Consider the following 19,580-nt stretch of genomic DNA (forward strand, 5'->3'; position numbering starts at 1 on the left):
ATAAAATGAAGAATATTTTTAAAGTCTGGTTTTTAGCAGCCCTCTGTATCGCAAGTCTGGGAATAGCTAGTGCAGCACCTACCGCCTGCGCCGGCATCGAGGCCGGAACAAAAGCCTACAACGAAGGCGATTTCGAACGAGCCATCGACGAATGGCGCACCTGCAACGACAGCTACGAAGAACAAGGCATCCAGGACGCCGACTTGTTGTACAATCTGGGAAACGCCTATTTCCGTAGCGCAAAGTTGGGTTATGCCATCTATTACTTTAAAAGCGCCCTACGCCTACGTCCCAACGATGCCGACGTCCAGCACAATCTGGCCTATGCCCAGGCTATGACCAAGGACAAGGTTGATGAAGACGACGAAGAGAACCCGCTGTTGGCAGGTCTCTTCAAGGCCCACCATGCCCTTTCCCTGAAAGCTCAGATGTTCGCCCTGTTAGGTATTTTCTGGCTCATTATGCTGGCAGCCATCGTCCGCAAGGTTTCCACCAGCGAAAAGACCAAGAATATCTTTATCGGGTTCATTTTCGTGCTCACCGCCATTTTCAGCATCATCGGAGCAAGCGCTGGCTACAAGATCATTGTTGCCGAAACCGAAATTACCGGAGTCGTTACCGCAGCCGATGCCGACGTCACCAGCGCACCTAACGACAAGGCCCAAACCTTGAATACCCTTTCTGAAGGAACCTCCTTCGAAGTTCTTTCGGAACAAGGCCGTTTCGTAGAAATCCGCCTCGGCGAAAAGGTCAAGGGGTTTGTAAAGCGTAGCGAAATAGGTATCGTCCGCTAGGCATTCGATTCACAAAAAATATCTAAACAGAAAACGCGGGGCATCTCCCGCGTTTTTTAGTTATACGATCCAGCCGCCACCGACGACCATGTCGCCATCATAGAATACGGCACACTGCCCCGGAGTCACGGCAAATAGCGGTTCCATAAAGCGAGCGATAGCTTTCCCGTCTTCAAGGATGCTTACCTCGCAAGACACAGGACGTTGCCTATAACGCACCATGCCCTCGCAGCGGAATACATCACCGGGCTTTACCGCCCCTCCATGCCACACGCAGTTTTCAATCTGCACCATGTCGGCACTTACGGCAGCCTTGTCGGCAGTCACCACAATGTTCCCTGTTTCCGGATTCACGTTCCGCACAAAGGCAGGCACGCCCAAAGCGACTCCAAGCCCTTTACGCTGACCGACCGTATAACGATGGAAACCGTCATGTTTGCGAAGCACCTTGCCCTCTTCCGTAACAAAGTTCCCGCCACGGGTCATTTGGCCATAACGGCCCGTCAAGAAGTTTGTATAGTCCTCGCCATAAATATCAAAGCAGATATCCTGGCTATCGCTGGCACTGGCATTTACGAAACCATGTTGGGAGGCAATTTCACGAACCTGGGACTTAACAAAACCTCCGAGAGGAGTAAGCACACGGGCACGCGACTCGTCGGGAACACCGAAAAGGAAATAGCTTTGGTCCTTACCTACGTCAAGTCCCTTAAAAAGTCTGCGGGCTCCGTCAACGTCCTTCATCTGGACATAATGACCGGTCGCCAAAAAATCAGCACCATGTTCCAGGGCGAAATCCATCATCCAGCCAAACTTGATGTAACGATTGCAATAGCAGCAGGGGTTTGGCGTACGGGCCCTAGAAAAATCATTGTGGCAACGTTTTAACACACGTTCCGTAAAGGCGTCATCACAAACAGCCACATGATGTTCAATTCCCAATCTATCAGCCACGGAGCGAGCCTTCAAAACGCTCTCATCTTTTTCGGGATCATAGGCGCGAGAAGCCTCGGCCAAGGGAGGCAACACTCGCAAGGTCACACCAAAAACTTCGTACCCCTGTTCCTGCAACAAAAGCGCCGCCACCGAGGAATCCACACCTCCGCTCATTCCAACAGCTACTCTTTGCTTTGCCATAATTACATCCTTTAAAACAATGTGCGCCCCCGAAGAGGCGCCTCATATTTTTTAATTGAATCGCAGCATCAGCGCAATTTCAAACTGCAGAATCTGACGCAGGTGAGGAGTTTCGTCATCCAGCTTTTCATGAATCTGGCGGTACTCGACGTAAGAACTCATAGAGGCCATCTTATTGAACTGATAGCTGGCTGCAGGACGCAGGAACCATTCGTGTGTTCTTGAGGGAACCCTACGTTCTTCCAGATGAAGCTTCGGATTATACACCGTCAGAGTCTCTTCAGTTCCTGTCGTGGGAGCCACATAAGACCACTGTCTAAAGACACCATCAGAAGTACCGCTTTCGGGAGCCCACATGTCATAACCTTCGTTGGGAACGTATTCCTTACGAATAGTCTTCTTGTAGTCGTAACCTGCGGTGAACTTCAAGTCGATAGAATTCTTGAACTTGTAGAACCACTTCCAGATCTTAAGAACCTTGTCTAGCTTAAGAGGATAGGTAACGGTAAAGTCATCACCAATATTGAAGGCGAAGTCGTTATACAGGGCCGTATGAATCCAGGGCGTTTCCCAGAAATAGTCCGTCGTATCGCGAGAGCTCCCACCACTGCAATCCTGATTTTCAGGAGCCCAGCTGGTACAGCTGACCACTTCTTCCTTGGGGCGACGATCCGTGCTCTCAATCTTCATGCGGACCGCATTTTCGATACGCATATTGTTCTGGAGCAAGAAGGTAATCTTGACCAGCGGATTGAAGTTAAGCGTCTGACTCCAGGAATCTTCTGCACTCTGGAACGGATGAACCGTCGTTGTGTAGGAGTAGTCGAAACGATGAGATGTAGAAACACTCTTGAAATCATTCAGGAACGAAACTCTCTGGGCGAAGTTGGGAACAGTCACACCGACACCAATCTTCGGCCACAACGTGGTGGTATCGATATACAGCGGGTATTCACGAGACTGGGAGAAATCTTCCTTCCACTGCAAATCGCCCGTCACACCGATATCCCAAATCGGCAAGGTAATTCCCGTACCCACCTGGAACTGGCGGGAAACGGCATGTCTAAAGTTCCCCTGATAAACCAGAGTATCCACTTCATGGTTACGATACTGGGCAAACCTGCGGAAATCATCGCGATGGTCAAGTCCCATGTCGCCAGTTACGATATTGTAGAGTCCGCGGTTCCTATAGCCATTGCCAAGACCGAGACCGTACAGATAATACTGCAGCGGAGTCACACCCTGATCTTCATAAAGCTGAGACAAGGTGAAGTTTTCACCCACGGTGTTTGTGCTTGCAGTCCAGTTGAAACGAATTTCACGCCACTTGATCTTTTCCAGGGCGCTGGCCACGGCATTTTCCTTGCCAAAGCTCTGAGCCAAATCCAAAATCCTGAAGGTGGGAGAAAATTCGAATCGGTTGGTCTGAGAAATAGTCCAGTAGTTCTTTTCGATCATGGTTTCATCCCTAAAGGAGAAATCATCGGGAATCGTTTTCTGCTGGCTAAAGTCAGAGGTGAAATTCGTGGTAAACGGAATGAAGGGAATCAGCCTGGGGTTAAAGCCGATTCTAAACTGCTGACTACGAGCACGTTCGTTACGAAGAATACCATAGGAACGGCCATATTCCCTGTGGCCCACACTATCCACCTTGTAGAAGCGGGTGCTATCATACAGGATTTCATAGGAGTCGGGATTCTGCATATCGACCACCCAGTCCTCACCCAAGGTATCGCCATCGGCAGAAAGCTTCGGTCTAGGAATGGTGTCGTAAGGAATGACAAGCACACTATCAGAAGAAATGTAGACCTTGCGATCAGTATGATCGAAATCAAAGACATAATCGCTGGCAAAGAGGCCGCCGTCTCTTGAAGTAAAGAAGTTCTTCTTTACAAAGGCTTCACGGTCGCCACCACCATACATATCACGCTTGATGTTCAAGGAATAGCTGGTAGTCAAGAACGAGAAAATATTCCAGCGCATGTTCAGCTTGTGGTTCAATTCCGTGGTATAGGTAACCACCTTGTCTACCTGGGGATCCACATAATCCGGATCACGAGCCTGGTTCACATAACGCACATAGTTCAAGTCGAACAGGGTCAAGTCGAAAGTCTGCGGCCAAGGTTCAAATTCAGTCTTGGAAAGTTCCTTGAGCCAGGAGATGTCAGACAGGCCTTCCATCGGCTTAAACTTAAAGAGGCTAAACGTACCCAACTTATATTCAAGAATCGTATGGTACGAATAAGTGGAGTCGGCACTGGTTGTGGAACGGCCTTCAGATTCAGTATAGGAATAACTGAACGCAGGGCGGTCCAGGAAAATCTGGGACATCACTTCACCGAACTTGGATTCGTGAGCCTTGTAGTCCTTGCGGTAGCTGATACCGATGGTCTTTTCGCGAACGTAAGACTGGTAGCCCTTTGATTCACCTTCGTCACGAAGCTGCTGTTCATCACTGGGATCCACTTCGAGCTGCTGCTGGAACATATCGCCTGTCATTTCGACAAAGCTGCTGTGGTTCAGCATCATGTCATCAGTAGGCTTCATGTAGGGGCGCTTCGTAGTGCTATGGTATCCCAAAGAAAGCGGAATATGGAAGCCGGCGCTATCATCCAGGAACTTGTTCAAATTCATGGTAAAGTCACTGGCCACATCCAGCTGAGAAGCGGCTTCAGAAACCTTGGGCTTAGGAGAGCCATTAGAAGTAGAAAGGGTAGCAAAGTTTCCATCCTGATAACGGACCGTTCCAGAAAGGGAGATGAAGTCAGAGAAGTTCACCTGACCGCCAACACGGCCTGCATAACCCCAATCCGTATCCATATCGGAAAGGCGCAAGTCGTCTACCCAGAAGGTACCTTCAAAACTAGAGGCGTCGCTGCTGGAATCCGCAATAATCACAAAGCGCATCCAGTCAATGCTGGTAATAGACGGATTACCCACCAGGCGGATTTTTTCTTCGCGGTCTCTTTCGCCACTCTTCGGCTTCAGCTTCTTTTCGACAGCGGTTACAAACGGCGGAGTACGGCCACGCTTCAAGTCAGAGAAATCAGCCACATTCATAGAGAAGGCGTTGTCGAGCCAGTTGTCATCGTGGCATACGGTAGAGCTACATTCCAGCTTAACCGGCTTGAAGCTCCATTCGTAGTAATCGCTTGAACCTTCCAGCGAGCCTTCACCGAACTGAATGGCAAATCGGACGTCACCCGTATTGTCCTTCGCGGCATAATGGATTTCCATCTTCACCGACTTATAGCTGGAGAAGTCCTTCTTGTCCGTCTCGAAGATGCGGGTCACGCCCACTTCCTGACCCGGCTGCATATTATGGTAATCCAGGACAAGTGCCGTTTCCTTCAAGGGAGCGTTTGTATCGGAATCACGTTCCGTCGCCGTATTGGGAGACTTGGAATACTTGTCGGAGTTTTCGCGGTTATTGATTGTAGAAACCTTGATGTAGGTGGTATCCCTTGCAGAGGTCACTTCGCTCACCTGAGTTTCAACGCCATTGATTTCTACAATCTGGGAATTTTCGTTAGTCGAAGTGCGATACAGGTCGGCAACGGTTGTTTCTTCCCAGGCATTACCCACAACGGCAAGATGAACAATCTGGACCTTGGCTTCGGCCACACCCTTGTTCAAGGAACCCATCCAGAGTCGAGAATACTGAGCGCCCGACAAGATCGACAGATAATCGCTACCTGTAGAAGACACGATGGTATCATACTGGTTCAGCGGGATGCGCCACTTGCGCCAGCCGTTCTTCAATTCCTCGAAATGAGCCTTCAGCGTATCAGAAAGGTCGATACGATAACGAACAAAGCTAATGTCCGTATCCAGGGCGCCGTTCTTGTTAATGTCTTCGGTATCGTAGCTGCGTTCACCGGAGTTGTTTTCGGTACCGTTAATGTTTACCGGAGGATCGCTAAGATCTTCCAGGTCATCATCGTAATCATCGCGAGCGATATCCGTAGAACCGGCATCCGCCTTCACTTCCCTGGATTCACAGCCGGCATTACTGCACTTCCACACATAGCGGACTTCATCGGCGCCAGTAGCGTTGTCCAGACCCTTGTCGTGCAGGGCCGTAGTCGTACCCAGGTCATTTTCACCATCATACTTTTCGTTAGGACGATCACCGTTAATAGACAAGTCTTCGCTAACAAGACCAAGGTCCAGGTAAATAGATCCCACGTTACCACGAGCCACCACTTCGACATACTTCAGGTCACTCATATCCTGATAGTAGGCGCTGTTGGGGCGCATGACACCACCCCAGGAATTTCCCATCAGGTTGTCATTGGGGCGAAGCGTCATCTTCAGCACGGTCAAGTGCTGATTGTCCACATCGGAATTACCCACAGCCGGGTAGATGTTCTTGTACAGTTCCGTATTGTTGCTATGCCAGATGAATTCACCCTGATGTCTGTAATCCAGCTCCGGGATGTATGTAAAGATGGAGCGGTCCGTACCACCAGGAGGAGAAGCCTGATACCAGGAAAGCCTAGACAGCGGGTAAGTCAAGCCAGAGGTGGTGGCTTCAAAGTCTTCCACCAAGGCAGACTGGTTCTCGCTAGTATTTGCATTATGATGGCTTGCGGCAATTTCAGCTTCAAAGCGCCAGGAAGACGGAGCAGTAGCATTGATTCCCGGAATGGCGTCCACCAGTTCAGTCAAGGCGTTTACGGTATCCTGCAAGCGCAGGTTCATACCCAGCAATACGCTGGAGTAAGGTTCGTTACCCAAGGTCGGCACTTCAGCCGTGGTGCTCTGACTCTTGTACAGGGCGGTAATACCCAAAACAGATCCTGCACCCAGGCCATACAAGTCCAAAGGCAGTTCAGCACGGGCACCCAGCAACAGCTTGTTGTCGATTTCAAAGAGCGGTTCGCATTCGTAGCTGACCTTGATTTCCTTATTCGGGTCAAGAGCGCGTTCACTCAAAAGTTCAATCTGCCCCAGTTCGTAGTTTACCTCGTAGTCGGTACCACGGATAAGAGTCGTAGAACCTGCGGTCACCTTTTCGGAGCCCGGAGAAATATCCATACAGGAACTACCATTCACAGAATAGCTGGAGCTGGGATCACGAACGCTAAGCGTTGAACTGCGGCGCTTGCCCACAGTTTCGAAATAGAACTTGCTGGTGTAGCGGGAAAGGTTGTAGACCGGCAAGGAATACATCTGGGCCATAGCCGCCGAGGAGTCCACCCAGCGGAGAGGTTCAAGACAGTTATCCATCAATCTGGATTCAGACTTTACCGTCGTATCAGAAGTGGTCTTACAGGGAAGCCACATTTCACCGGTGTAGGTACCGGATTCATTCTTCTTGAAGATGGTTGCGTCGTTAACCAGAGGGCTTCCGGTCTTATCATCCACAAGGCCCAGGGTCTTAAGATAGTTGCCGGCAATGCCAGACTTATTCTTCATGCGCAGCACATAGCTGGAGGCACTGGCGTCAGAAATACCCACAGAGTACACGTTACGGAGCATCAACTTGTCGATGTCCGTCAGTTCCGGCAGAGCCGCATCCCACTGCACCAAGATTACCTTGGATCCGTTCTTGACGTCAGACGTATTTCCACGGCCAGAACTATCGTCGCTCCAGCTTGCGGCAATCAAGGTATTGCGGCTGACACCGTTAACCTTCAAGATACCGGTCTTGCTATCGTAGGTAAAGTCCGTCTTGGGGTCCAGGGCGATCAGGCGGTCCACCTTCTTCTCGATAACCTTGCCATCGGGAGTCCTATAGACCGCCGTTACATTATCGATTACATCCTTTGTAGAATTGCTGAAAGTGGTGATGTTTCCGCGCTTATAGAGCTGCAAGTTCTTTGCGGCAGGATAGTCAGACGTAGTCTTACCATGAATGGCGTTCTTAACGTAAGCCTTCCTGGCACCATGGTTCAAGAAATAATAACGGTAGGCAATGAACTGCTTATCCAGAATCTGGAATTCAGACGTAGACTCGCTAGCCTTCAAGGTATATTCTTCCTGTTCACCACCATCCTGGGATGCAATGGTAGTCAGGCGCCAGTCGCCCAGCTTCCAGTCCGCCTTGATACCAAAGAGGCCCTGATGGTTTTCCGAATAACCCGTCAGTTCCGTACCGGTCAGGGCCAGGTTCGTGGTACCCGCTTCCACACGCTGCAAGATGTAGTCCTCGAATTCATCCTTATAGGATTCTTCGTACACCACGCGCACCTGGTTCTTGGTACCAAGGCCTTCTTCAACGTTATTGATTTCGACGGTAATGTAAGGGCCGATCTTGCCCTTCACCATAAAGTTGGGAGTATAGTTCAGCGTGGGGCTGGGCCAGAGGCTGGTATAAGTACTACCTTCGGCATCATCCTTTTCACCGTATCCCTTCAGTCGGATATCCATGGTACCCTGAAGCATCAGCTTAGGCTTATCCAGACCAAAATCGCGCATCCAGGCCGGCATAGTCACCGGGACCGTAATGTCGAAAACGGAACCCGTCTCCGGAGTCTCGTACCCTTCGTTAGCTTGCCCCACCAGACCGTTCAACCATAAATTCTTACGGCCTGCCAAATACATGTCGTTCACGTAATCCGTCAATTCCGGATAATGTGCCGACCAGAGCACGGTGGTATCTCGGGAAGCGGCATTCACATGCTTCTCGGAAATGTCCATTTCACGGGTTGCCACATCCACATCGTGGGTGAACACCTGCCCCTTCATGGTATTCATCAAACGGGGAGAAGAACCGATTCCGCCAAAAGGCGTCATACCGCTCAAAGGTGTCACGGACGGGGGCAACTCCATATACTGCATGGTAGGCTGCCACTCGGTTTCTGCAGGATCAACCTCGCCAACCTCGGCATCCGCCGCAGAAACAACAGACATGGAATCACTCTGAGACCAGGCAAAACCCGCCGTCAGAGCAACACCTAAAGCATAAAACCAGTATTTCAAATCAGAAATAGACACAAACAATAAGCCGCGAAAAAATCCTTGTAAGCAACCCCTCGGCCACCCTACCAAAAAAATACTGAATTCCGCCCTGCGGAGACCATTACTTTTATGGACAAAGCACCGAAATTTTTTGGGAAATTAGCATTTTTTTTCGCAGTAGAAGCCGCAAACTTTACAACAAGAGCCCCTAAACCGCATAATCCGCCGAAACAGCCTCAAAACAGCAGATTAGTTTATACAAAAAAAAGTTCCCGGTCATTAACCAGGAACCTTTTAAAAACAGTGAGCATCAAGGACCGATCTTTATCGGCCTTATTTCACTTACAGCGGAATATTAGCGTGCTTCTTCCACAAACGCTTCTGATCCTTAGTCTTCAGAGCGTCGAAGGCACCCACAAGGCGCTTACGTACGTCTTCCGGCTTGATGACTTCGTCAACCACGCCCATGGCAGCGGCAACGTAGGGGTTCATCAATTCGTCTTCGTACTTGGCGATGCAAGCGGCACGTGCGGCAACCGGATCCGGAGCAGCAGTGATTTCCTTCTTGTTGATGATTTCAACAGCACCTTCTGCACCCATCACAGCCACCTGAGCAATAGGCAGAGCGAAGACATAGTCTGCACCCACGTCCTTGGAGTTCATGGCGATGTAAGCACCACCGAAGGCCTTACGGAGAATGAGGGTAACCTTAGGAACGGTTGCTTCGGCAAAGGCGTACAGGAGCTTTGCACCGTGGCGGATAATGCCAGAGTATTCCTGCTTGCTACCAGGCATGTAACCCGGAACGTCTACGAGAGCCAGCAGAGGAATGTTGAAAGCGTCGCAGAAGCGAACGAAGCGGCCAGCCTTGGAGGAGCCGTCAACATCAAGAGAACCAGCGAGAACCTTGGGCTGGTTAGCCACGATACCGATAACTTCACCGTTCAGGCGAGCGAAACCGATCACAACGTTCTTGCCCCAGTCCTTCTGGACTTCGAAGAAGCTGTCAGCGTCAGCGAAAGCGGCAATCACGGCGCTAACGTCGTAAGCCTGCTTGTAGTTATCCGGAACGATGTCCTGGATAGTTGCGCTCTTATCTTCTGCAGTTTCGCAGGTAGCTTCCTGCTTGTTCAGGAACTTCTTGAAGAGCTTCTTGATGCCCTTTTCGTCAGCCTTTTCTTCCAGCTGTTCTGCAGCAGGAACAGGCTTGCACTTGTTGCCCTGAGGCAGGTAAGAAAGGAGCTTGCGAACGCCTTCCAAAGTCTTTACGTCATCTTCGAACATGAAGTGAGCCACACCGGACTTTGCGGTATGCACCGGAGCGCCACCCAGTTCGGCAGCGGTGATGTTTTCGCCCATGACCTGCTTAACCACAGCGGGGCCAGTGAGGAACATCTGGGAAGTGGACTGAGTCATGAAGATGAAGTCAGACAGAGCCGGAGAATAGCAGGCACCACCAGCACAGGGGCCCATAATCACGGCGATCTGGGGAATAACACCAGAAGCCCAAACGTTACGAGCCATGATAGCGCTATAGCCAGCCAGGGAGAACACGCCTTCGTCAATACGAGCTCCACCAGAGTCGTTCATAGCAACGAACGGGCAACCGGCTTCAACAGCCATGTCCATGACGCGGCAAATCTTTTCGGCATGGCACTGACCGAGAGCGCCACCACCAACGGTAAAGTCCTGAGAAGAAGCGAACACCAGACGGCCATTCACCTTGCCGTAACCGGTAACGACGCCATCACCCAGGATGACCTTGCTTTCCTTGAGAACGCGGTTGCTGGACTTGCGGAGAGCGCCAACTTCCACGAAAGTGCCTGCATCGAACAGCATTTCCATGCGTTCGCGAGCAGTATACTTGCCGGACTGGTGCTGCTTATCGATACGGGCAGCGCCACCAGCAGCCTGAGCCTGGCTCAGGTACTCATTCAGTCTGTTAAGATGTTTTTCGTTCCACATATTGTAAGAACTCCTCGTGTAAAATTTTCGCAAACAAAGATAAAAAACGCTGTAAAAGCGGTCAACAAAAAACGCCATCTTTAGAGTATTTTACTATATTCAGCCTATTCTCATCCGGCATTCGTGCGCGGCCATTAACTCTCTGCTTGCTGCTCGCGGCACTTCGCCTTCAACTTGACCGAAGGAAGGACGCCGCAGGGTACCTGGGAAAGCGCTTCCTGAGTGTGTAACGTAGGGCCCCCGATTTCAACGAAAAATTGAGGTCGGCACCATATTGTTAAACTTTTTCTCAAGAGGTATCCCATGATAGCATTGGGATCACGCGCCGACTTCGGCGTCATTTTGAACCAGGACCTTCCGGAACAGGAAATTCCGGAGCTGCTGCGTCAATCCACTTTCCTTTCCGCGAAGGAGAACACCGCCTTCGTCAGGCTTTTCGAGGACAAGGAAATCCTGATGGACTTCCTGAACGCAGTCCTCCGCCGCAACGACGAGGATGCCATTACAGAGGTTGAGCACATGAACCGCGACCTGGCGGTCATCTACCCCAGCGACGACATCGTCGGTGTCGATGTTCACGCCAAGACCAAGAAGGGCGAATACATCGACGTAGAGATGCAGAGATACGGTCACACTCACTTTAAGGATCGCGTCGTTCTGTACGGAGCCGTCATGGCCGCCGAGGCCCACCGCGAAGAACTTCTTTCCCTTCAGAAGCGCCGCCGCGAACTCTCCCTCGCAGAACGTTATCGCATGCCCAAGATATACAGCATCTGGATCTGCGAGAACGCCACCGACGGCAACAAGGACTACCGCGACACCTGGGCAATCTACCGCAAGAGCGACCTGGGAAACAAGGACGCCTTGCCCGTAAGCGATGTTTTGAACTATATTTTCATTAAGTTGCCGAAGCTGGAAGCCGCCAAGGACGTTCCCGAAAGGGAGCGGGAATGGATGGACTTCATCAACAACTGTGGCAGCCGCGACGAAATTCCCAGCACCGCCCAGGGCGCCATCCGCGACGCCTACGAGCGGTTGCGCATCCGTAGAACCCCCAAGGAAGTTCTAGAAAGGCAGGCTTTTTCCATGACTACTCAGTACGACATCGACTGTTGCATCGACGACGCCATCAACGAAGGGCATGCAAAAGGCTTTGAAAAGGGACTTGCCGAAGGACACGCAGAAGGTCGTGCTGAAGGTCGTGCTGAAGGCCGTGCTGAAGGTAAGGACGAAGCTCGGACCGAGGCGGTCATCAAGGCTTTAAAGCGAGGCAAGCTCACCCTGGATGAAATCGCAGAAGACAACGATGTTTCGATTGATCGGGTGCTGGAGATTCAGAAAAACTTATTCCAACAGTAAAATCACAGATAAAGTAACAATCAAAACACCATTCAAAAAAATGCAATGGTGTTTTTTTTGTAAAAAGGGCAATCCTTTGTCGCTTTGATTGTCCTACATTAGCCAACCGCTAGTCCGACTTACGTCGGTCTAGTTAGAGGGCGCTGAAGCGCCTACGCTCAGGTTCGACAAAAAAAGTAAGCAAGCTTACTTTTGCTGTACTCACCATCGCTTTAGTCCCGAAGACAGCGAACAGAGAACGCGCTGCCCTTGTTGCTCCAATAGCTGTTCACGCCGTCGTAGTTGTAGCGGAAGCTCCAACGGCTCGCGTCGTCGCTATCGTCCTCAGTAGAACTCCAGAAGCGCGCGCCGTAGCCCTCGTCGTAGAAATAGCCATTGTCGCCGCGGTAGCCCGCCGGCAGAACAGCGAAGCCAAAGGAATCGTCATTAGTCACACCACTATAGGTGGTCCAAAGGCTGGTGTTGGCCTTCAGCTTCTGACCGGCGATGCCAGTCCCACCCACATAGGTGAACAGAGTGTTCCATTCATCGTAGCTAGGCAAATGCCAGCCGCTTGGGCAAACGCCTTGAACTATGCCACTAGGATTGCAACTATTACCATAAGCGCAGCTTGCGTCACTCATGGCGACCTCCCAAGTGTACAGGCGACCGTACTTGGTGCAGTTTACACTTTTATTATCATAGCAGCCGCTCCATGCGTAACTACCCATACTGGAAACATCGCCCGGGTCGTAGTTCAGGTTCTCAGCCATCCAGGTCTGAGTGCCGATGGTGACGGTCTTGTACACCTGGCCGTCGCGAGTGTCGGTCATGGTGCCGTAGTCAATGTTCGGATTCAAGTAGGCACAGTTTGCCTTGTCAGCAACAGAGCTGCTACTCTTTGCGGAGGAACTACTTGCAACTGACGACGAGGACTTCGCGGAACTTGACGATGCAACGGAGCTGCCAGATTCCGGGGCGGTGCCCGGGATGACACTTGAAGAAGAACTCGGGAAGACAGAAGAAGACGAGCCAGCCGCTTCGCCAACAGCCCCCCAGACACCTTCTACACATTTCAGTTCGCGGTTTTCTTCATAAAGGTAGGCAGTCAGGCCTTCTCTTGACCCCGTGCAGCCAGGCAAGTTTTCATCAACGTCAACAATCATATCGTAATGAAGCCACTTACGGTCCTTACAAACAAAGCCTTCCTTAGTCCCGTCAACAAAGCTAACAGAACCATCCCTACTTTCTGTACAGTTAGGCAAATCATCTTCAGACTCAACGAACGAAGCACTCGAGTCATTATGGCCATTAGACGGTCCATTTGTAGAACCATCATCGCCACAGGCCACAAGACCCATGGCCAGAGCAAAGGCAACAAAGCCGGCCTTAACCGCAACCATTTCAAAAAAATTTATGTTCATCGAATCTACCCCCGAGAACAAGTTTGCATACTCGCTCCATGCGTTAAGTATAACTTAATTTACAGGCCCTTGCCAGAGCCCCTCTCCCCAAACAAGTATTAACGGACTGTACGTCCAAAACCAATCCCACAAACACAAAAAGCCCCCGGCAATCGCCAGGAGCCTTTTACCTAAAAGCACCGAAGGTGCGACCTCATCCCTCAAAGGGACCCTGCAAGGGGACCGGCCTCATTTTCCTAAATAAATGCTTCAATACCTTCGCGGCACTTTTCCCACTGGGGGTTCTTCTTGCACAACAGATCCATCATCTTTTCGTAGGTGGCCGTGTTGGAGAAGCCCTTCCACAGGCGACGTTCCACAGATTCACCGCTATCCTTGTCGATGGTGGTGATGGTGTCGTAGTAGTTGGAGTTATCCTTGAATTCGCTGATGAGGATGCCCTTCAGATCGTCGGTGTAGATCTTGGCGGCATACTTCAGGATAGAATCGTTGAAGTTCAGTTCGTTTTCGACCAGCCATTCGAAGTCCTGGATCGGATCACCGTAGATGAGCCAGTGCTTGAGGGCCAGAGCCACGACCAGGTCCTTGACGGCGCTACGGAAGATGAACTTGTCTTCAAGACGGCCGTTCCAGGTAATGCGGGTCAGCGGATTATCGTCGTTAGCTTCGATAGACACGCCCTTACCCGGGGTCACCTTACGGATCTTGATGGGCAGACGGCTCAGGAGCTGCCATGCCTTGGTGAAGGCGATAGTCTTGCGAACGAAATCGCGTTCCTTTTCGGGAGCCACGCGGACGAAGGCGCCGAAGCAACGCTGGTAAAGAGTTTCCTTGTCGAAGATGCAATCAGAAGAACGGCATTCAGAAAGCTTGCCATCCATCATGAACAGGGTCTTTGCAAGTTCCGGACGCATACGGACTTCCAGCTTACGGGTACGAGCCTTCAGGCGGACGCCATCCTTATAGACATAGGTAAAGCCTTCTTCCTGGTAACGCTGCCAGATGAAGAACTGCAGATCGTCTGCAGCGCGCAGGTGGTAGCTGAATACCGGGTTCTGACGGTTGTTAGCCATGGTCACCTGGTTCAGGAAGCTATCGGCACCGGGATACGGAACCACAACCTTCACGAGAACGTAGGGGTTCACCGGCTTCTTGCTCTTCTTGGCGTACTGTTCGTAGGTGAACAGGGACTGAGCACCGTTAATAATCTTGGGGCGTTCAATGAACAGCACCTTCTTGCCGTCACGATCCTTCAGGCGCAGGTCATCGCCGGTAAGGGTCATACCGTTGTGCAGGAACGGGAAGTCGTCCACGTTCACATTCTGGTCGTCGGCGCGTTCCATGGTCTGGAAGGCATCGATAAGGGCTGCGTTGGTATGAGTGAGGTTACCAAGATAGGTACGGATATTGGAGCTGACGATAGCCATGTTGTGCTTTGTCTTGAGGCGCTTGCCCAATGCAACATGGTAGTCGAAAATGGTACGGATGGGGCAGAAACCGAGGAAGAGTTCACCGTGATCGCTGGTGAGGTGCAGCGGTTCGGATTCCATGACGATTTCGAGCTTGTCGTCGGCGGAGCGGAAGTCGCGGGTCAGGTCATCGTGTTCGGCAACGATTTCCAGCTTGGCCTTGATTTCGTCCTTCCAGAGGGTAAGCTTACGGCGCATGTCCTTAAGGGTACGTTCCAGTTCGGAGTCGGTAATATCGCGGCTGGCGCGGGTGCGGAGCACGGTGATTTCCAGAGTTTCCATGTAGGGGCGGCTTGCCGGTGCATCGGAATCTTCTTCTTCGGCATCATCGGAAATCTTGTTGACAGCCCAGGGGTCGGCTTCTTCACGGAGAGACATGAAGAACGGATTGGAAGGATCGCTGGTACGGAACACGGCGATCTGCAACTGCTTCAGGTCGGCATTCAGGTGAGCCACAACCTTTTCGAGGGGAGTATCTTCATCCAGGAAGATGAAGAATTCCATAAAGCCCTGGGAGTATTGGAATCCATGGAAGCAACCATTTTCATCCAGGTTTAGGTGCCGAAGTGCCTTGATTCGATCAGTAGGATCGTTAGGGTTAAGACTCAAAAGGCTAGCTACAAATGCTAGACGGCGTTCCTGTGATTTGGTCAATTCCATTTTTTTCCTCAGTATGATACACTAAAAAGTCCGGTACTAATGATGTACCTTCCAATTTGTCATATTTATATATAAAAAATAGCTTCAAATCCCCCCCTTTGAGCACAATTTTCAAAAAACTTTTAATTTTTTTTGAAAAAAATTGACGTTTTCATAAACATTTGAGCACTAATTATAGAAAAACACTCAAATCATTACCTCTAACCGTACGAAAAATGTAAGATGGATTTTAGCATTTTTTCGGCCGATGTCGCTCCAACGCAACTTAAAAATACTATGATTAAAGCTATAGGAGATACGTTATGAATTTGCTCGATGTTATTGCCAAGGCCAAAGCCGACAAGTCCAAATCACTGGATCTGTCGCAGCAGAATATTCGTCTGCTCCCTCCGGAACTGTTCGAACTGGATTCCCTCGAGGAACTGGTTCTAGACCGTAATATGCTGGTAGAACTGCCCGATGACATCGGCAAGCTCAAGAACCTTAAAAAGCTTTCCGTCAGCGAAAACGACCTGATGGAACTTCCCGAAACCATTGGCGAATTGACCCAGCTGGAACACCTGTACCTGGGTTACAACAGCCTGTCTGAACTGCCGGATTCCGTAGGTAACCTCAAGAACCTGCAGCAGGTGAACATCGCCAAGAACCAGCTGCTGGACCTGACCGACAAAATCGGCTCCTGGACCAAGGTGACCAAGCTGAGTCTCCACGACAACATGCTGGCCGAAATTCCCGCATCTCTGGGCAAGCTCTCCAAGCTGAAAAAACTCTATCTTGACAATAACGATCTCACCAGCATCCCCGCCACCCTGGGCAAGCTGGAATCCCTGGAAATTCTCATGATCTCCGGCAACAGCCTGGGAGCAATTCCTTCTGAATTCGGCAACCTCAAGAACCTGAAGGAACTGGTCCTGGACGCAAACCAGCTGGAATCCCTGCCCGAAAGCCTGGCCGAATGCGAAAAGCTGGAAACCATCTCCGTCATGGAAAACCCCATGGAAGGCGGCGTTCCTCGCATCCTGTTGGACAAGAAGAACCTGAAAATCGACCAGTAATCATTAGCTTAGCGATTAAAGGTTAAAGACTAAAGGGTTATGCAGAAGCTTTCTACAGAAACCGGTGTGAAGAACATTCCATCGGTTTTTTCTTTTTTTATCGGTATGCTTATTATCGCCAACCTCTGGGGTTGCGGTGATTTTATGCACCCCGTAGAAAGCACCCCCGCCCCCACAGAGTACACCTACAATTACTGGCTCCTGGAACGGACCTACCTCTTCGAAGAGGAACTGGAAAAACTGGAACCGGAAGGGGATTCCGTTCAAACCCTGTATGAAGTCCTGGACGACCCATTCACCCGATACGTGGCCCCGTCCAAGAGCGAGCAGACTTCCATCTCCATCAACACCAGCATCGTCCCCGGTTCTCTAGGCATGGAATACGTGCTCTACGCTAACCAGCCATACCCCTTGCGCATTAAGCGGGTCTACCCCAATGGTCCTGCAGGGCGCGCAGGAATTCGCCGCTGGGGTTACATCATGGAAGTCAACGGCAAGAGCCTTCTGCAAACCGAGACATTTTCTTATAGCGCCGCCTACAACACCTACGATTCCGTCCTGAATTACAACAAGTCCATTGAATTGAAGGTCGCCTACGAAGACGACACCCTTTCTTACAAGATGGAAAAGGAAGACGTTTACGCCCCCACCGTTTTCGTAGATACCACAATCGACGGAACCATCGTGGTTACCATCACCGAGTTCAAACAAACTACCGCCGACAAGGAAAAGGGATCGTATGGCGAACTGAAAGCCTATCTTGATTCCACGCGGAATTACAGCAAGCCCAGAATACTGGACCTGAGAAACAACCCGGGCGGACATGTAACCCAGTGCGTCAACATGGCGGATCTATTCATAAAGTCCGGACCCATTTCTACCCGAAGCTGGAGAACTTTTAACGGCGACGGGACTCCTGTCAAAAAGTCAAATACATCTAACGCCATTTCCGGAGACGCAGGCGAAGAAGGAAAGTTCCTGGCCCTGGTCAACGGAGGAAGCGCCAGCTGCGCGGAAATCTTTACTGCAGCCATCGCCGAGGGCGCTGGCATCCCTGTTGCCGGCGACACTACCTACGGCAAGGGCATCGGGCAGACCACCTGGAACACCATGGCAGGCGGCCTCGCCATTATCACCAACCTGGAATTTTTGACACCCAAGGGGAACTCCTACCACAGAATCGGAATCATTCCCGACTACCCCTGTCAAAGCGTCGACTTGAATTGCGGCATGAAAGCCCTAGAAAAATATTACGGGAAAAAGTTCTCCGATTCCGAAGACGATAAAGTTTCGAAGAAGGCCATTAGCCCCAGCAAACCATCTATCGGTGGTGCTTTCATAGAAAGTGAAGAACCTTTTCTTATATTTTGAACGTTGGGTTAGAAAGTCTGGGTTAGTTTTTTGAGGATGAAATGAAGAACAAAAGTTTATCTATAGCAAGCATTGCTGCGTTGACCATGGGTTTCCTGATGTGGGGCTGTACCGAAAACAGCAGCAGCGCCACAAAGGAAATCACGGACCAGGACAGGGAATCCATCTATTACCAGGAACTCCTGCACAATCATTTTCTGTTAAGCGCCTATTATTACGACGCCCACCTCAAAAATGAACTGAACAGCGATCCCGACGTCTACTTCAAGGTACTCTTTACCGCCGACTTCTCCAAGGGTGCCTGCACATCTCGTTATGCAGACGTCTGCGGCATGTACAACCAGATGAGCGACAGGTACACCCGCTATTACGACCCCGAGTTCTCTGACGGCATCATGAAGGCCCTGACCGAATCTCCAGAAAGCGTGGGTATCGGCGCCGAGGTTGACGTTATCGACAACGCACTGGTATTTACCGAAATCTTCCGCAATTCCCCCGCCTATTTCGCAGGGCTGCAGGAAGGCGACATCATCACCGCGGTAAACTACCGAACCATCACAAGCCAGGCCGATTACGAAGAGGCAATTCAGGGGCAAAAGCTGGACATCATCAAGATTGCATACATCCGCGACGGAGAATCCCACACCGCCGTGATCCAGCTGGACTCATTTAACGCCCCTACAGTCCATCTGGCATACAAAAGCGGCATCCCTGTCATTACCATCGATGAATTTACCGACATTACCGCAAACGAATACGGAACCTATGGAGAATTCCATGAACGCCTCCAGAAGATTGTAGACAACGGCGACAAATCCCTCATCATCGACTTGCGCGACAATGGTGGCGGCACAATCGAACACTGTGAAAATGCATCGGCAGACCTGCTTTCCAAGGGAGAAAAACTGGCCACATTCGTTGAAGCCACCTGGGATTCCGTTCAAAGCGGAATTCAGAACAAGATTGTTCAAAAATTCGACACCACCACGGATTACGCAGAAGTCGACGGCATCGGCAAGGACCTGTATGTGGTATTCCTGGCCAACGAGAATACCGCCAGCTGCTCTGAAATCATGTTGATGAACATTACCAGCAACAAGGCCTCCCCCATTGTAGGAACCACCACCTACGGCAAGGGCATCGGCCAGGGTTATAGCGAAACCTTCGCAGGAGGAATCTTCGGTATTACCGACGCCCACATCTTTGACAAGAACGGGGAAACATACCACTCCTTCGGAATCGAGCCCGACCACCTCATCTACGACCCCGACAAGCAAATGGCCAAGGCTGTAGAAATTGCCACCCTACGCACAGAAAAAAGAACAGCCGGTTACGGCAAGGTCTCTACAGGAAACTTCGACAAGGAAGCAGCCGGAGAAAGCAGCGAGGCAAAGGTTCTTGACCGCGACTATATCCGCCGCGGCGCAGGAAGCTTCAGATTCAAGAAAGTAGCGAATTAGC

The 19,580-nt window shown here is 50.8% G+C and carries 10 protein-coding genes; 5 read left to right on the top strand and 5 right to left on the bottom strand.

What is annotated here, in order from left to right; translation table 11 throughout:
* Positions 1-5: 5 nt before the first annotated feature.
* The gene (locus tag BUB73_RS09900) at positions 6-794 is read left to right on the top strand and encodes a tetratricopeptide repeat protein (RefSeq protein WP_073158784.1); all 789 of its coding nucleotides are present in this window, start codon (positions 6-8) and stop codon (positions 792-794) included.
* Positions 795-854: 60 nt separating this feature from the next.
* On the opposite strand, the gene mnmA is transcribed toward BUB73_RS09900, so the two are convergent.
* The 3 genes from mnmA to BUB73_RS09915 all read right to left on the bottom strand — a co-directional run bounded on the left by mnmA (position 855) and on the right by BUB73_RS09915 (position 10,802).
* Positions 855-1,931 carry a tRNA 2-thiouridine(34) synthase MnmA gene (mnmA, locus tag BUB73_RS09905; RefSeq protein ID WP_073285394.1) on the bottom strand — a complete coding sequence of 359 codons (1,077 nt, stop codon included), beginning with the start codon at positions 1,929-1,931 and terminating at the stop codon, positions 855-857.
* A 51-nt stretch (positions 1,932-1,982) separates the two neighbouring features.
* Positions 1,983-8,873, bottom strand: coding sequence for a T9SS outer membrane translocon Sov/SprA (gene sprA, locus BUB73_RS09910; protein WP_254795020.1), 6,891 nt, complete (start codon positions 8,871-8,873; stop codon positions 1,983-1,985).
* A gap of 306 nt (positions 8,874-9,179) precedes the next feature.
* Positions 9,180-10,802 (bottom strand): acyl-CoA carboxylase subunit beta, encoded by a 1,623-nt coding sequence (locus BUB73_RS09915; RefSeq protein WP_073158779.1) that lies wholly within the window; start codon positions 10,800-10,802, stop codon positions 9,180-9,182.
* Between the two features lie 303 nt (positions 10,803-11,105).
* On the opposite strand from BUB73_RS09915, the gene BUB73_RS09920 reads away from it, so the two are divergent.
* Complete coding sequence (locus BUB73_RS09920; RefSeq protein ID WP_073285397.1) at positions 11,106-12,161, top strand: PD-(D/E)XK nuclease family transposase; 1,056 nt, start codon at positions 11,106-11,108, stop codon at positions 12,159-12,161.
* A 212-nt stretch (positions 12,162-12,373) separates the two neighbouring features.
* Here BUB73_RS09920 and BUB73_RS17285 read toward each other — a convergent pair whose 3' ends face one another.
* Together BUB73_RS17285 and BUB73_RS09930 are read right to left on the bottom strand one after the other, a co-directional pair.
* On the bottom strand, positions 12,374-13,564 hold the full coding sequence (locus BUB73_RS17285; protein ID WP_073285399.1) for a fibrobacter succinogenes major paralogous domain-containing protein: 1,191 nt from the start codon (positions 13,562-13,564) through the stop codon (positions 12,374-12,376).
* A 236-nt stretch (positions 13,565-13,800) separates the two neighbouring features.
* Positions 13,801-15,693: an AIPR family protein gene (locus BUB73_RS09930; protein ID WP_073158767.1), complete on the bottom strand. Its 1,893-nt coding sequence runs from the start codon at positions 15,691-15,693 to the stop codon at positions 13,801-13,803.
* Between the two features lie 302 nt (positions 15,694-15,995).
* On the opposite strand from BUB73_RS09930, the gene BUB73_RS09935 reads away from it, so the two are divergent.
* Genes BUB73_RS09935 through BUB73_RS09945 form a run of 3 tightly spaced genes read left to right on the top strand, consistent with a single transcriptional unit; the run spans position 15,996 to position 19,579 of the window.
* Entirely contained in the window at positions 15,996-16,748 is a 753-nt protein-coding gene (locus BUB73_RS09935; RefSeq protein ID WP_073158764.1) for a leucine-rich repeat domain-containing protein, read from the top strand.
* 39 nt (positions 16,749-16,787) lie between these two features.
* Positions 16,788-18,119, top strand: coding sequence for a S41 family peptidase (locus tag BUB73_RS09940; protein WP_073285402.1), 1,332 nt, complete (start codon positions 16,788-16,790; stop codon positions 18,117-18,119).
* 41 nt (positions 18,120-18,160) lie between these two features.
* Positions 18,161-19,579 carry a S41 family peptidase gene (locus tag BUB73_RS09945; protein ID WP_073285405.1) on the top strand — a complete coding sequence of 473 codons (1,419 nt, stop codon included), beginning with the start codon at positions 18,161-18,163 and terminating at the stop codon, positions 19,577-19,579.
* Position 19,580: the final 1 nt, after the last annotated feature.

This window comes from Fibrobacter sp. UWH6, assembly GCF_900142465.1.
In the GTDB taxonomy this organism is placed as follows: Bacteria; Fibrobacterota; Fibrobacteria; order Fibrobacterales; family Fibrobacteraceae; genus Fibrobacter.